This window comes from Cupriavidus sp. IDO (assembly GCF_000812465.1).
In the GTDB taxonomy this organism is placed as follows: domain Bacteria; phylum Pseudomonadota; class Gammaproteobacteria; order Burkholderiales; family Burkholderiaceae; genus Cupriavidus.
Map to the genome: position 1 here is coordinate 1 of NZ_JWMA01000035.1, position 14,622 is coordinate 14,622.

Below are 14,622 nucleotides of genomic sequence, written 5' to 3' on the forward strand. Positions count from 1 at the left end.
TCACTCTCCCACCATGCCTGCTGGCTACTCGTTGACGGTTAGCGAGAGGCCGGGGCGCGTTCATTCCATCTTTTGGACGGCGCCCAAAAGTAGGCAAAGGGCGCCTTCTTGCCCGCCGGGCGGGAGTCTTATCGTAGTCTGCCTGCGTTTTTGTACGGGTATGGGCTTCAGGGCATAGCTACGATGCCTGCCGCGTTGTGACGAGACGGCGCGAGGCATTGACAGGCCGTCCTCCCGACCTCGAAAGACGGCGGGGCGACAACTATCCTGACATGGAGGGCTCGGACAAAAGTGACTCGCCCGACAGGGCGAAACGGTGCCGTCGAACCATCGACAGCGTCAAGCCGCAGCCACTACCCCCGGGGCCCGTCAGCAACAGCCCCCTGCAAAATCCCAGCCCCACAAATCGGCGAAGAACCATAAAAATGGCATGCCGGCGGTCTTGTTGTTAACAGTCGGTCACGGATTGCGGTTACAGCAGAAATTTCACAATGGCCGATCCAGTCACCGCGCAGCGCTTCGAAACGGTTGTCAACGACGCCGGCCTGTTCCGCTCCAGTGCGCTCGATTAGAACGAGTCCGTTGTTTGAGCGGAGCGGCCGCTTGAATGGCTGTCTGAGCGCGAAGGCGCACGGCTGAAGATGGCCGAACTCGGCCTTCAGCCCTTCTACCTTCAAGGAATCACGCAGATCGGCGGTGAACCTTTTTAAGTAGCTCGTCAATTAACAGGCGAGCCATTTTTGCGGGCCTATTCCGGTTGTGCGGGATCGGAGCGCGAGGGCCGGGCAAGCCGATATTTCTCCCAGAGCGCTTGCATGATGGATGCCGATGGCGGCGTGGAATCGAATCCCGCAACGTTTTCAAAGACACCTAGTATGCGATCCCTGAACGAAGCAAGATCTGTCGGCGCGTTCGGTGAGGCGAGCGCGATATCGACAATGGTATGCAGCTGCTCGCTCGATAAGGCTGCAATAGCAGACCACAGCTCGTCAGGCGGGGAGTGGGGCCGGCTGGCTTGGCAGTGCATCTTCATAGCTACGCTGGTACGACGACGAGAACGTCGCCAGGGCACGCAAGGCTGCTTCCGGGTCGTGCCCGGGCTTGACCGCGAAACTGTTGAAGCCGCAACGGGCCAGGTAGTGCATGGTATCGATCATCACATCGCCCACTGCGCGCAGCTCACCGGACCAGCCAAGCTGGTGACGCAGCAGTTGTGCAAGGGAATAGCCACGGCCGTCGGTGTAGACCGGGAAGTCGATGGCAATCATCGCGATGCCGGTCGGATCAATGACCGTCGCACCGGGCTCCAGCAAAGACTGCGGCTCGGCATCCGGCGACAGGTATATCGCGACCGGATGCCGCCGAAGGCGGTACCGGCCGCGGCAGGCTAGCCAGTTTTCAAGTGTTACAAGGTAGCCGGGCTCGTCAGAGGGGCAGGCATCGTCCGAGGCGTGCGCGTCCCAGATGTGCGCACGCCAGTTGTCCGCGAGCAAGCGCCCGCCACGGATCACATTGCGCCGGATCTGCCCGGCGGCATGGTCATGCTCAGGCATTCACTGTCTCCTGGCGCCCTCGCCGCGCGCCGGTATTGGCGTCCGGGTACACAGCACGTTGAAATGGTTCGATGCCGATGCGCCCGACCACGTCGACAAAGCGCTCGGCTTCGCTGTCCCGATGCGACAGATAGGTTTCGATCAGCCGCTCCACCACGTCCGGAACCTGCTCCTGGGCAAAGGACGGCCCGATGATGCGCCCGATGGCCGCGCCGCCGGCCGCTACACCATCAGTGCTGCGCTGGCCGTCGGCGCCGTTCTGCCGGCCGCCGATGGTGATCTGGTACCAGGCCTCGCCGGCCTTGTCGACGCCGAGGATGCCGATGTGGCCGATATGGTGGTGCCCGCAGGAGTTGATGCAGCCGGAGATATTCAGGTCCAGTTCGCCGATGTCGTGCACATGGTCGAGATCGTCGAAGCGCTCCTGGATCGCCTGGGCCAGCGGAATCGAGACGGCATTGGCCAGCGAGCAGAAGTCGCCCCCGGGGCAGGCGATGATGTTGGTGATCAGGCCCACGTTCGGCGTGGCCAGCCCGGCGGCATCCAGCTCCCGCCACAAGGCGTGCAGGCGGCTGCGGCGGACGTCGGCAAGGATCAGGTTTTGCTCGTGCGACACACGCAGCTCGCCAAAGCCGTGGCGCTCGGCGAGATCGGCCATGACCTCCATCTGTTCGGCGGTGATGTCGCCGGGCGCCTGCCCGGTGGTTTTCAGTGACGCCGTGACGGCCGCGTAGCCAGGCACCCGGTGCCCGTGCACGTTGCTCTTCAGCCAGAGGCGGAAGGCGCGGTCAGTCTTCGCCAGTTCGGCTGACTCGTCCGGCTCGTCCGCGGCAGTGGGGTCATACGGCGGGATCGTGAAGCGCTCGGTGATGGACGCGACGAAGCCTTCAGATACGGTGTCCGGGCCCCCGCGGATGCGTTTCCACTGTTCTTCCACCTGGGCCCGGAAGACCTCGGGGGTCAGGTCTTTCACCAGGATCTTGATGCGTGCCTTGTACTTGTTGTCGCGGCGGCCGTGCAGGTTGTAGACACGCAGCGTGGCCTGCAGGTAGGTCAGCAGGTCCCGCCACGGCACGAAGGGATTGATCAGCTTGCCCACGATCGGCGTGCGGCCCATGCCCCCACCGACCCAGACCTTGAAGCCGGTCTGCCCGTCCTGTTCCACGGCCTGCAGCCCGATGTCATGGACCCCGACCGCTGCCCTGTCCGTCTTCGCGCCGCTGATGGCGATCTTGAACTTGCGCGGCAGGAAGGCGAACTCCGGATGCAGCATCGACCATTGCCTGACAATCTCGCACCACACCAGCGGGTTCACCAGTTCGTCGGGCGCAATGCCGGCAAAGTGGTCGGTGGTGGTATTGCGGATGCAGTTGCCGCTGGTCTGGATCGCGTGCATCTGCACCGTGGCCAGCTCCGCGAGAATGGCGGGAGCATCTTCGAGCCGCGGCCAGTTGAACTGCAGGTTCTGGCGCGTGCTGAAATGCCCGTAGCCTCGGTCCCAGCGGCGCGCGATCTCGGCGAGCTTGCGCAACTGCCGCGACGCCAGCATGCCGTAGGGAATCGCCACGCGCAGCATGGGCGCATGGCGCTGGATATAGAGGCCGTTCTGCAGCCGCAGCACGCGGAACTCTTCCTCGCTGAGTTCGCCGGTCAGGAAACGGCGCGTCTGGTCGGCGAACTGTACGACCCGTTCGTCGACCAGCTGCTGGTCAATGGCGTCATAGACATACATGGTGGAAAACCTCCTTGCGCGCGAGCGCTAGTCTTTGGCCCGGGCCCGTTCGATGGACATATCGGTCGGCATCATGTTGATATTGGCGTTGTGCATCACCCAAAGCGAGCCGGCCACGACGATGACGATCAGGAAGCCGGTACAGGCAAAGATGGCGGTGTTGCCGCGCTGGCCGGGACCGGTGCCGAGATGCAGGAAGTACACCAGCTGCACCAGCAGTTGTGCGACGCAAAGGCCGACGACCAGCGCGATCGCGACGTGCGTCTGCAGCGACCCGGTCATCACCGCCGCAAAGGACCCAATGGTGAGTGCTACCGACAGCAGCAGGCCGATGGTGTAGCTGCGCACGCTGCCATGCACGGCTGGCTCGTGCGCATGGACGGAATGGAGATGGGACGGCTTCATGCGAACTCCCGCAGATAGACGAAGGTAAAGACGCAGATCCAGACCAGGTCCAGGAAGTGCCAGAACAGGCTCAGGCAGGCAAGGCGGCGGCGCACGATATCGTCGAGCCCGAAATGCCGGATCTGGTGGATCATTACCGCAAGCCACAGCAGGCCCGACGTGACATGCAGTCCGTGCGTGCCGACCAGCGTGAAGAAGGCCGACAGGTAAGCGCTGACGCCGGGGCCCGCGCCCTCATGCAGCAGATGCGCGAACTCGTAGACTTCCATGGCGATGAACAGCGCGCCGAGCACGAAGGTAACCATCAGCCAGCGGATCATCCGCGGCGCGGCATTGGCGTCCTGCCTGAGCATGGCCAGGCCGAAGGTGTAGCTGCTGAGCAGCAGCACCATGGTCTCGGCGAACACGAACGGCAGCTCGAACAGTTGCCGGCCGCCGGGGCCGCCGGCGGTGTTCCCGGACAGTACGCCGAAGGTGGCGAACAGCACCGCGAAGATCAGGCAGTCGCTCATCAGGTAGAGCCAGAACCCCAGCGGGGTGTGCGAGCCGGCTTCGTGATGGTGGTGCGCCGCGTCGTGTGTTGCGTCGCGTGTTGTCTCGGGCGTGGGGGGGTGCAGGATAGGGGAGAGCGTCGGGTTCATGGGTCAGGCAGCTTCTTGCAGTTGTGCGTAGCGCGCGCGTTCGATCCGCTCGACTTCGGCGGCCGGGACGTAGTAGTCCACGTCGCGGTCATAGCTGCGCATGATGAAGGTCGCGATGGCGCCGACCAGCCCGGCGACGGCGACCAGCCACATGTGCCAGACCAGCGCGAAGCAGAGCAACAGGCCGAACGCCGACACGATGAAGCCTGCCGAGGTGTTGCGCGGCATGTGGATGTCCTCGTAACGCGCCGGCTGGCGCCAGGCGCGGCCTGCCTCCTTGTCGTCCCAGTGCTGTTCCAGCGATGTGATCTGCGGCACATGGGCGAAGTTGTAGAAGGGCGCGGGCGAGGCCGTCGACCACTCCAGGCTGCGGCCATCCCATGGGTCGCCGGTCAGATCCTGGTTCTGCTTGCGGTCGCGGATACTGACCGCGAACTGCACCATCATCGCCAGGATGCCGGCGCCGATGACGAAGGCACCCACCAGCGCCACCACCAGGTAGGGATGCCAGTCGACGTTGGCATAGTGGTTCATCCGGCGGGTCATGCCCTTGAAGCCGAGCACGTAGAGCGGCATGAAGGCCAGGAAGAAGCCGGTCAGCCAGCACCAGAACGAGACCTTGCCCCAGAACTCGTTCAGCCTGAAGCCGAACACCTTCGGGAACCAGAAGCTGATCGCGGCCAGGCAGCCGAATAGCACGCCGCCGATGATCACGTTGTGGAAGTGCGCGACCAGGAACAGGCTGTTGTGCAGCACGAAGTCGGCCCCGGGGATGGCTAGCAGCACGCCGGTCATGCCGCCGACCGCGAACGTCACCATAAAGCCGATGGTCCACATGGTCGAGGTATGGAAGCGGATCCGGCCCCGGTACATGGTGAACAGCCAGTTGAACAGCTTGACACCCGTGGGGATCGAGATGATCGAGGTCATGATGCCGAAGAAGGCATTGACGTTCGCGCCCGAACCCATGGTGAAGAAGTGGTGCAGCCAGACGAAGAACGACAGCACGCCGATCGACGAGGTGGCGTACACCATCGACTTGTAGCCGAACAGGGGCTTGCGCGAGAACGTGGCGATGATCTCGGAAAAGGCGCCGAACGCCGGCAGGATCAGCACGTAGACCTCCGGGTGGCCCCAGACCCAGATCAGGTTCACGTACATCATGGCGTTGCCGCCGAGCTCATTGGTAAAGAAATGCATGCCGAGGTAGCGGTCGGCGGTGAGCAGGGCGAGGGTGGCGGTCAGTACCGGGAAGATCGCCACGATCAGGATGTTGGTGATCAGCGCAGTCCAGGTGAAGACCGGCATCTTCATCATGTTCATGCCCGGCGCGCGCATGCGCAGGATCGTGACGATGAAATTGATGCCCGTCAGCGTGGTGCCAAGCCCGGATATCTGCAGTGACCAGATGTAGTAGTCAACGCCTGGTGTCGGGCTGTAGCCGAGTCCGGACAACGGCGGGTAGGCCACCCAGCCGGTGGCCGCGAAGTCGCCGACGAACATCGACAGCATCACCAGCACCGCGCCCATTGCCGACATCCAGAAGCTCAGCGAATTGACGAACGGGAAGGCGACGTCGCGCGCGCCGATCTGCAGCGGCACGATCACGTTCATCAGGCCGAGCACCAGTGGCGTGGCCACGAAGAAGATCATGATCACGCCGTGGGCCGTGAAGATCTGGTCGTAATGGTGCGGCGGCAGGTAGCCCGCGGCATCCCCGTAAGCGATTGCCTGCTGCACGCGCATCATGATGGCGTCGGCAAAGCCGCGCAGCAGCATCACCAGCGCCAGGATGATGTACATCACGCCGACCTTCTTGTGGTCGACCGAGCAGATCCAGTCGTTCCACAGGGTCTTCCACTTGCCGTAGTACGTGATGGCGCCCATCAGTGCGGCGCCCAGCACGATCACGACGGCCAGCGTCCCCATGATGATCGGCTCATGGAGGGGAATGGCGTCCAGGTTGAGTTTTCCAAGCATGTTATTGCTCCATGCGGCCAGCGGGCGCCGACGGGACGCGCTGGAAGGCCTGCAGAGATTCGGGTGTGTCCGCGCGGCAGATCTGGCCGTTTGCCAGCATGTACTTGTCGACGACCTGGTCGAACAGCTTCGGTGCGACGGAGGCGTACAGCGTGGCGGGGTCCTTGCTGCTCGGCAGCTCCAGGGTGCGGTAGGTCTTCAGGTCGAGCGCCTGGGATGATGCGCGCGCAGCCTGGATCCAGGCATCGAACTCTTCGCGCGAGGTCGCCAGCGTCTTGAAGTGCATGTCCGAGAAGCCCGGACCGCTGTAGGCGGCCGACTGCCCGAGATAGACGCCGGGCGTGTCGGCGACCAGGTGCAGGCGTGTCTGCATGCCCGCCATGGCGTAGACCATGCTGCCCAGTTGCGGAATGAAGAACGAGTTCATCATCGATTCCGCGGTCAGCCGGAAGTTGATCGGCGTGCCGACGGGGATCGCAAGCTGGTTCAGCGATGCAACGCCGTATTCCGGATAGATGAACAGCCATTTCCAGTTCAGGGCGATCACATCGACCTGGACCGGCTTGACCTGCGACTGCAGCGGCCGATAAGGATCGAGCTTGTGCGTCGAGTCCCAGATCAGCACAGCCAGGCAGGCCACGATCACGCAGGGGATGCCCCACACCACGATCTCGATTTTGGTGGAGTGCGCCCACTTCGGGGCGTAGGTGGCCTGGGTATTGGTCTCGCGATAGCGCCAGGCGAACCACAGCGTCAGGACAATCACCGGAATGACGACCATCAGCATGACGAACAGCGAGATCAGGATCAGCGATTTCTCCTGTTCGCCGACGCTGCCCTTTGGGGCAAGCAGCTCGAGGTTACAGCCGCTGAGCAGTGCACTGCCGACCGCGGCCAGGACAAGCGCGGCGAAGCGTGGGGAAATCCGGGGGGACGGGCCATGTCGATTCTTGTCTGCCGGCCCGGCGATAGGTTTGAGCATTTCGGACACCTTGGTTGCGCATCACCGAGGTATCCGTTGCCCCTTTCCTCCGGCGCCCGCGCCTTGCCGCGTCAGCGATGCCTGCCTGTGCCACAGTGTTTTGCTCGTCACACCGGCGTGAGGGTTGTATGGATTCCCGTGATGTTGTCTGGCATGCTAGCGGAAGACAAAACCCATACATCGAGGAACTTTTCTCTCGTGAAAGCCATGCAAGCAGCCAACATCGACGCAAAATGGGATCTGAGGATCACGCGCAGGGGCGGCGCACGGTACCTGCAGATCGTGGATTTCATCGAGCGGGCAATCGGTGAGGGCCGTCTCGTTGCCGGAGACCGCGTGCCGCCGCAACGCAGCCTCGCCAGGTCGCTGGGCGTGGATCTCACGACCGTGACGCGCGCCTACACCGAGGCCAAGCGCAGGCAGCTGATCGACGCCAGGGGCGCGCTTGGCACCTTTATCGCCGCCCCGCGCGCCGAGCTGGCCCGGGTGGTAGACATGAGCATGAACGTGCCGCCGCCGCCGGCGGGGCTGGACTTCCAGGACCTGCTGCGGCGCGGCCTGTCGCAGGTCTTGTTGCGCAGTGACCCGCATCTGCTGATGACATACCAACTGGGCGGGGGCAGCGCATCCGACCGGGCGGCCGGTGCAATCTGGCTGGCACAGGTATTCGGTCACGTCGATACCGCGCGACTCGTGGTCTGCCCCGGCGCGCAGGCGGCACTGGCAGCGCTGATCCTGACCAGGACGCGTCCCGGCGATGCAATCGTTACCGAGCCGCTGGCCTACCCCGGCATTCGTGCCGCGGCGGCCCGGCTCGGGCGGCGCGTTGTCGTCGCGAGGTGCGACGGCGACGGGATGCTGCCGGATGCGCTCGCAGCGGCCAGCGCTGACGGTGCGACGCTGGCCTACCTGAACCCGACGGCGCAAAACCCGACCACGCATACCATGCCCGCCTCGCGCAGGGCGGAAATTGGCCGTGTCGCCGATCAATGTGGCGTCACCTTGCTGGAAGACGACCCCTACTGGCTGCTGACACCGGGTGCGCCACCACCACTGGCTGCCTTTGCGCCGGCACGGACGTACTACATATCGACGCTGTCCAAGACGCTGAGCCCGGGATTGCGCACGGCCTACGTCCTGTTGCCCGAAGGCAGGTCAGGCGACGACCTGCTCGCCGCGCTGCGCGCCTTCACCTTGATGGCGGCGCCGATGACGGCAGCGCTGGCCACGCAATGGATACATGACGGCTCCGCGACCCAGCTGCTCGACGGTATCCGCACCGAGGCCTTCGCCCGATGCGAACTGGCCAACAGGTGGTTGAGCGGGATCGGACAACCGCCCCCAGGCGCGATCCATGCATGGCACCGCCTGCCGGAACACTGGTCCACGCACCAACTGACCCAGGCGGCGCTGGCGGAGGACCTGCGGGTCACACCTTCTGATGCATTCTGGGATGGCGCCAACCCGCCGAATGCCATCCGCATCTCGCTTGGCGGCGTCCGGGATCGGGCGCAGTTGTCGCAGGCCTTGCGCAAACTGGCGGCATTGCTGGAGCGCAGGCCGGCGCCGGGGCCGGAGCTGGTCGTATAGGTGCCAATGCTGGCGCAGCGCTGGCCAGCGCCAGGATTCGCATGCCACGTTGCGGGTTGCGTATTTCACAGATGAAATGTTGGATTTCAATTGTGAAATTACACTGGCTGACTCACTTGAAAATCTCTCGTTAAATCAAAGGGATACACGATCGAGTCCGAGTGGCCCACTTCTTGCGCAAGGAAGATCGAGCGGGCACGCCCCTGGTTGTGCCTGCAAATTTGCCGTCGCCTGGCTGTCGCGTTGCGTGGAAGGGCTGGCGCCCTTAATCTTGAAGAGGAATGCACCGCGATGTACTACGGAAGACACGGAGCCGGCGCGGACAGCCGCGAGCTTGCCGGCGATGACAGCAAGCCGCGTGCTGGACAGAAGCGAGGCGAGCATTGCGACAGCAATGAGCAGTCGCCAGGGCGAACAAACTGGGCCTGGGCGGCTACGACAGGGCACTACGACTGGATGGATTCGCACACCCCGTTTGCTCACTACGACTAGCAACCCGGCGAAGTCTCAATCCTTCTCCTGCTCTCCGATCCATTGACCACGCCGTGCCGTTGCGCACGGCTGGTTCATTTCTCTTGCGCGCCCCATGGACTACACCCCGATCAAATCCCTGCTGATTGCCAACCGTTCCGAGATCTCGATCCGCGTGATGCGTGCGGCGGCCGAGATGAATGTTCGCACCGTGGCGATCTATTCGAAGGAAGACCGCCTCGCGCTCCATCGCTTCAAGGCAGACGAGAGCTACCTGGTCGGCGAGGGCAAGAAGCCGCTGGCGGCTTATCTCGACATCGACGACATCCTGCGTATTGCCAGGCAGGCGAAGGTCGATGCGATCCATCCGGGCTATGGCTTCCTCTCTGAAAACCCGGACTTCGCGCAGGCGGTGATCGATGCGGGGATTCGCTGGATCGGCCCGTCGCCCGAGGTCATGCGCAAGCTTGGCAACAAGGTGGCGGCGCGCAACGCGGCGATCGCCGCGGGCGTGCCGGTGATGCCGGCAACCGATCCGTTGCCCCATGACCTGGAGGCGTGCAAACAACTGGCCGCCGGCATTGGCTATCCGCTGATGCTCAAGGCGAGCTGGGGCGGTGGCGGACGCGGCATGCGGGTCCTAGAAAGCGAGCAGGACCTCGAGGGCGCGCTCGCCGCGGCACGGCGCGAGGCGCTGGCCGCGTTCGGCAACGATGAGGTGTATGTCGAAAAGCTGGTGCGCAACGCGCGCCATGTCGAGGTGCAGGCGCTCGGCGACACGCATGGCAACCTCGTGCATCTCTACGAGCGGGACTGCACCGTGCAGCGGCGCAACCAGAAGGTTGTCGAGCGGGCGCCCGCCCCATACCTCGACGATGCCGGCCGCGCCGCGCTGTGCGAGTCGGCACTGCGGCTTATGCGCGCGGTCGGATACACGCACGCCGGCACGGTCGAATTCCTGATGGATGCCGACTCTGGCCAGTTCTACTTCATTGAGGTCAATCCGCGCATCCAGGTCGAGCATACGGTCACGGAGATGGTCACCGGGATCGATATCGTCAAGGCGCAGATCCGCATCACCGAGGGTGGCCATATCGGCATGACCGAGAACACCCGCGATGAGAACGGCGACATCATCGTGCGCGCCGCGGGCGTTCCGGCCCAGGCGGAGATTGCGTTGAACGGGCATGCGCTGCAATGCCGGATCACGACCGAGGACCCGGAGAACGGCTTCCTGCCGGACTATGGACGGCTCACCGCCTACCGCAGCGCGGCGGGCTTCGGCGTGCGCCTGGATGCCGGCACCGCTTACGGCGGCGCGGTGATCACCCCTTACTACGATTCGCTGCTGGTCAAGGTCACGACCTGGGCGCCGACCGCGCCCGAGTCGATCCGGCGCATGGACCGCGCGCTGCGCGAGTTCCGCATCCGCGGCGTTGCGTCCAACCTGCAGTTCCTCGAGAACGTCATCAACCATCCCGCGTTCAAGTCCGGCGACGTCACCACGCGCTTTATCGACCTGACGCCGGAACTGCTGGCGTTCACCAGGCGCCTGGACCGCGCCACCAAGCTGCTGCGCTATCTGGGCGAGGTCAGCGTCAACGGGCACCCGGAGATGAGCGGCCGCACGCTGCCATCGCTGCCGCTGCCCACGCCGGTGCTGCCCGCCTTCGACACCAGCGGTGCGCTGCCCTACGGTACGCGCGACCGGCTGCGCGAGCTCGGCGCGGAGAAGTTCTCGCAGTGGATGCTGGACCAGAAGCAAGTGCTGCTGACCGACACCACCATGCGCGACGCGCACCAGTCGCTGTTCGCCACGCGCATGCGCACTGCGGACATGCTGCCGATCGCGCCGTTCTACGCGCGCGAGCTGTCGCAGCTGTTCTCGCTGGAATGCTGGGGCGGCGCCACCTTCGACGTGGCGCTGCGCTTCCTCAAGGAAGATCCGTGGCAACGCCTTGAGCAGTTGCGCGAGCGCGTGCCCAATGTGCTGTTCCAGATGCTGCTGCGCGGTTCGAACGCTGTCGGCTACACGAATTACGCGGACAACGTGGTGCGATTCTTCGTGCGCCAGGCCGCCAGCGCCGGGGTGGACGTGTTCCGCGTGTTCGATTCGCTCAACTGGGTGCGCAATATGCGTGTGGCGATCGACGCCGTATGCGAAAGCGGTGCGCTGTGCGAAGGCGCGATCTGCTATACGGGCGATCTCTTCGACCCGGCGCGCGCCAAGTACGACCTGAAGTACTACGTCGGTATCGCCCGCGAACTGCAGCGTGCCGGCGTGCACGTGCTGGGCATCAAGGACATGGCTGGCATCTGCCGTCCGCAGGCGGCGGCTGCACTGGTCAGGACGCTCAAGGAAGAAACCGGGCTGCCCGTGCATTTCCATACGCACGATACCAGCGGCATCTCGGCCGCTTCCGCGCTGGCTGCCATCGAGGCCGGCTGCGATGCCGTGGACGGCGCGCTCGATGCCATGAGCGGGCTCACCTCGCAGCCTAACCTGTCGAGCATCGCCGCGGCCCTCGCGGGCAGCGAACGCGATCCCGGACTCAGCCTGGAGCGCCTGCATGAGGCGTCGATGTACTGGGAAGGGGTGCGTCGCTACTACGCGCCGTTCGAATCCGAAATCCGCGCTGGCACGGCCGACGTGTACCGTCACGAGATGCCGGGCGGCCAGTACACCAACCTGCGCGAGCAGGCCCGCTCGCTCGGGATCGAGCATCGCTGGACCGAGGTGTCGCGCGCCTACGCCGATGTCAACCACTTGTTCGGCGACATCGTCAAGGTGACGCCCACGTCCAAGGTGGTGGGGGACATGGCATTGATGATGGTGGCCAACGACCTGACCGCCGCCGATGTGTCCGATCCGGCCAAGGAAATCGCGTTTCCTGAATCGGTGGTCTCGTTGTTCAAGGGCGAACTGGGCTTCCCGCCTGACGGCTTCCCCGCGGAACTGTCGCGCAAGGTGCTCCGGGGCGAGCCGCCTGTGCCTTACCGGCCGGGGGACCAGATCCCGGCAGTCGATCTCGATGCGGCGCGCGCCGCGGGCGAAGCGGCCTGCGAGCAGGCGCTCGACGACCGGCAGCTGGCTTCCTACCTGATGTATCCGAAGCAGGCCAGCGACTACCACGCGCATGTGCGCGTCTATAGCGACACGTCGGTGCTGCCCACGCCGGCATTCCTGTATGGCCCACAGCCGCAGGAAGAAGTGGCCATCGACATCGCGGCGGGCAAGACCCTGCTGGTTTCCCTGCAAGGCACGCACCCGGATGCCGAAGAAGGCGTCATCAAGGTCCAGTTCGAACTGAACGGACAATCGCGCACAACGCTGGTCGAGCAGCGCAGTACCACGCATGCGAGCGTAGCGCGCAGCAGCCGTCCGGTCGCCGAGCCCGGCAATCCGCTGCATATCGCCGCACCCATGCCGGGCTCGATCGTGACGGTCGCGGTCCAGCCGGGGCAGCGCGTGGCAGCGGGTACGACGCTGATGGCGCTGGAGGCGATGAAGATGGAAACCCATATCGCGGCGGAGCGCGACTGCGAAATCGCCGCGGTGCACGTGAAACAGGGTGACCGTGTGGCCGCGAAGGATCTGCTGATCGAGTTGAAGCCTGCGGATTGATATCTGACCCGACGCAACTCAGGGCGGTAACAGCGCGGCGCGGGCAGCGGCCAGAACCTCGCGACTCAAACCATCGAGCAGTCCTGATGCCGCGCGTGCGTGTTGCCAGTGAAGCGGTACATCCAGCGGGGTATCTGGCACCAGCTCGACGAGCGAGCCATCCTCAAGATGCGGAGCGATCAGTGACTGCGGATGCAGGCCCCAGCCCATGCCTGCCACGGCTGCGGTCACAAAAGCCTGTGGCGAAGGCAAGGTGTGCCGGGGAAGCTCCACGTGCCGATGGCACAAGCGCCGCGCCCAGCGCGCTTGCAACTCATCTTTGGTGTTGAACACCAGGCTGGGTGCCTTCGCCAGGCTGCCAGCGCCCACGCCGTTGGCGAAATAGCGTTGCACGAATGCGGGGCTGGCGGCGGCCAGGTAACGCATGGCGCCCAACGGGCGGCTGTTGCAACCTGCGGCAGGACGGACCGTGGCCGTTACGGCAGCCAGCACCGCACCGCTGCGCAACCACTCGGCGGTGTGTTCATGGTCGTCCACAGCCACCTCCATCAACACCGGACTTTCCGCAGCGAAGGCGGCGATGGCCGGGGCGGCCCAGGTGGCCAGGCTGTCGGCATTCACCGCGATGGGCAGCGCTACCCGTGCAATGCCATCCGGGGCAAGCGCCGGCAGTGCGCCTTGCAACTCCTGCTCGAGCAGCCGCACACGGTCGATGTGTTGGCACAGCCGGCGCCCCGTCTCCGTGGCCCGGCAGGGCTGATCGCGCACCACCAGCGCGCAGCCTGTGCGCTCCTCCAGCAGCCGGATGCGCTGCGAAATCGCCGATGGCGTCACATGGAGTGCGCGAGCTGCACGCTCGAAGCTGCCCTCCCGAACGACGGCAGTCAATGCCGATAGGGCGGAGTAGTCCAGCATAAGTAAGTTAAGTTCAGCTAAACGGAATGAAGGAAAGATAGTTTGTCTTCATCCTCGGGTGCGGGCAAGCTCGATGCATGGATACCTCTCTTGCCACCGCTTCGCTTTCCATCACCATTGCGCTCCAGGGCCTGGCCCTGAGCCTTGGGCTTATCGTGGCCATCGGCGCACAGAATGCTTTCGTACTGCGCCAGGGACTGCGCCGCGAGCATGTGGGCAGCGTGGTGCTGTTCTGCGCCATGGCGGACGCCTTGCTGATTGCCGCGGGCGTCATGGGCATGGCCCAGGCCTTGGGGGAGCGGCCCGGCCTGGCTCGTGCACTCGCGCTGGCGGGTGCCGTCTTCCTGGCGGTATATGGATGGCAGGCGCTGCGACGCGCGCGGCATTCGCAGCAACTGAAAGCGACCGAGGGTGGGGCCGGTCTCAGCCGGGCAGCGGCATTGGCGCAGGCGGCGGCCTTCACGCTGCTCAACCCCCATGTCTACCTGGATACGGTACTGCTGGTGGGCAGCATCGGTGCCCAGCAACCAGCAGCGCTACGGGGCTGGTTCGTGGCGGGTGCAAGCTCTGCCAGCCTGCTCTGGTTTGGGCTTCTCGGGTTTGGCGCACGCTGGCTGGCGCCCTGGTTCGCCCGGCCGAGGGCCTGGCAGGTGCTGGACGGGCTGATCGGCATGACCATGTTCGCGCTGTCCGCCCTGCTGCTGCGTCACGTACTCAACAATTAGTGG

10 protein-coding genes are annotated in these 14,622 nt (G+C 64.6%); 3 read left to right on the top strand and 7 right to left on the bottom strand.

Annotated features, from left to right (window positions below; genetic code table 11):
• Nucleotides 1–989: 989 nt before the first annotated feature.
• Genes RM96_RS11715 through cyoA form a run of 6 tightly spaced genes read right to left on the bottom strand, consistent with a single transcriptional unit; the run spans nt 990 to nt 7,293 of the window.
• On the bottom strand, nt 990–1,553 hold the full coding sequence (locus RM96_RS11715; protein WP_039010676.1) for a DUF934 domain-containing protein: 564 nt from the start codon (nt 1,551–1,553) through the stop codon (nt 990–992).
• A complete protein-coding gene (locus RM96_RS11720) occupies nt 1,546–3,285 on the bottom strand; it encodes a nitrite/sulfite reductase (RefSeq protein ID WP_039010677.1) in 1,740 nt (579 codons plus the stop codon). Before RM96_RS11720 ends, RM96_RS11715 begins: the two co-directional genes overlap by 8 nt.
• 27 nt (nt 3,286–3,312) lie before the next feature.
• A complete protein-coding gene (cyoD, locus tag RM96_RS11725) occupies nt 3,313–3,690 on the bottom strand; it encodes a cytochrome o ubiquinol oxidase subunit IV (protein WP_039010678.1) in 378 nt (125 codons plus the stop codon).
• A complete protein-coding gene (cyoC, locus tag RM96_RS11730) occupies nt 3,687–4,331 on the bottom strand; it encodes a cytochrome o ubiquinol oxidase subunit III (RefSeq protein WP_039010680.1) in 645 nt (214 codons plus the stop codon). The genes cyoD and cyoC overlap by 4 nt, the downstream gene beginning before the upstream one ends.
• 3 nt (nt 4,332–4,334) lie before the next feature.
• Entirely contained in the window at nt 4,335–6,311 is a 1,977-nt protein-coding gene (cyoB, locus tag RM96_RS11735) for a cytochrome o ubiquinol oxidase subunit I (RefSeq protein ID WP_039010681.1), read from the bottom strand.
• Between the two features lies 1 nt (nt 6,312).
• Nucleotides 6,313–7,293, bottom strand: a complete 981-nt coding sequence (gene cyoA / locus RM96_RS11740; protein WP_039010794.1) for a ubiquinol oxidase subunit II — start codon at nt 7,291–7,293, stop codon at nt 6,313–6,315.
• A 207-nt stretch (nt 7,294–7,500) separates the two neighbouring features.
• Here cyoA and RM96_RS11745 point away from each other — a divergent pair, with 207 nt between their 5' ends.
• On the top strand, nt 7,501–8,883 hold the full coding sequence (locus RM96_RS11745; protein WP_152624093.1) for an aminotransferase-like domain-containing protein: 1,383 nt from the start codon (nt 7,501–7,503) through the stop codon (nt 8,881–8,883).
• 586 nt (nt 8,884–9,469) lie between these two features.
• Nucleotides 9,470–12,979 carry a pyruvate carboxylase gene (locus RM96_RS11750; RefSeq protein ID WP_039010683.1) on the top strand — a complete coding sequence of 1,170 codons (3,510 nt, stop codon included), beginning with the start codon at nt 9,470–9,472 and terminating at the stop codon, nt 12,977–12,979.
• Between the two features lie 18 nt (nt 12,980–12,997).
• Here RM96_RS11750 and RM96_RS11755 read toward each other — a convergent pair whose 3' ends face one another.
• Entirely contained in the window at nt 12,998–13,894 is an 897-nt protein-coding gene (locus RM96_RS11755; RefSeq protein WP_039010685.1) for a LysR family transcriptional regulator ArgP, read from the bottom strand.
• A 77-nt stretch (nt 13,895–13,971) separates the two neighbouring features.
• Between RM96_RS11755 and RM96_RS11760 the strand changes: the two genes are divergently transcribed.
• Nucleotides 13,972–14,619, top strand: coding sequence for a LysE/ArgO family amino acid transporter (locus RM96_RS11760; protein ID WP_039010686.1), 648 nt, complete (start codon nt 13,972–13,974; stop codon nt 14,617–14,619).
• The last annotated feature ends 3 nt before the right edge of the window (nt 14,620–14,622 follow it).

Coding starts and splice junctions, on each gene's coding strand:
- RM96_RS11715 (WP_039010676.1), bottom strand. CDS start 1,553: ATGCCTGAGCATGACCATGCCGCCGGGCAGATCCGGCGCAATGTGATC.
- RM96_RS11720 (WP_039010677.1), bottom strand. CDS start 3,285: ATGTATGTCTATGACGCCATTGACCAGCAGCTGGTCGACGAACGGGTC.
- cyoD (WP_039010678.1), bottom strand. CDS start 3,690: ATGAAGCCGTCCCATCTCCATTCCGTCCATGCGCACGAGCCAGCCGTG.
- cyoC (WP_039010680.1), bottom strand. CDS start 4,331: ATGAACCCGACGCTCTCCCCTATCCTGCACCCCCCCACGCCCGAGACA.
- cyoB (WP_039010681.1), bottom strand. CDS start 6,311: ATGCTTGGAAAACTCAACCTGGACGCCATTCCCCTCCATGAGCCGATC.
- cyoA (WP_039010794.1), bottom strand. CDS start 7,293: ATGCTCAAACCTATCGCCGGGCCGGCAGACAAGAATCGACATGGCCCG.
- RM96_RS11745 (WP_152624093.1), top strand. CDS start 7,501: ATGCAAGCAGCCAACATCGACGCAAAATGGGATCTGAGGATCACGCGC.
- RM96_RS11750 (WP_039010683.1), top strand. CDS start 9,470: ATGGACTACACCCCGATCAAATCCCTGCTGATTGCCAACCGTTCCGAG.
- RM96_RS11755 (WP_039010685.1), bottom strand. CDS start 13,894: ATGCTGGACTACTCCGCCCTATCGGCATTGACTGCCGTCGTTCGGGAG.
- RM96_RS11760 (WP_039010686.1), top strand. CDS start 13,972: ATGGATACCTCTCTTGCCACCGCTTCGCTTTCCATCACCATTGCGCTC.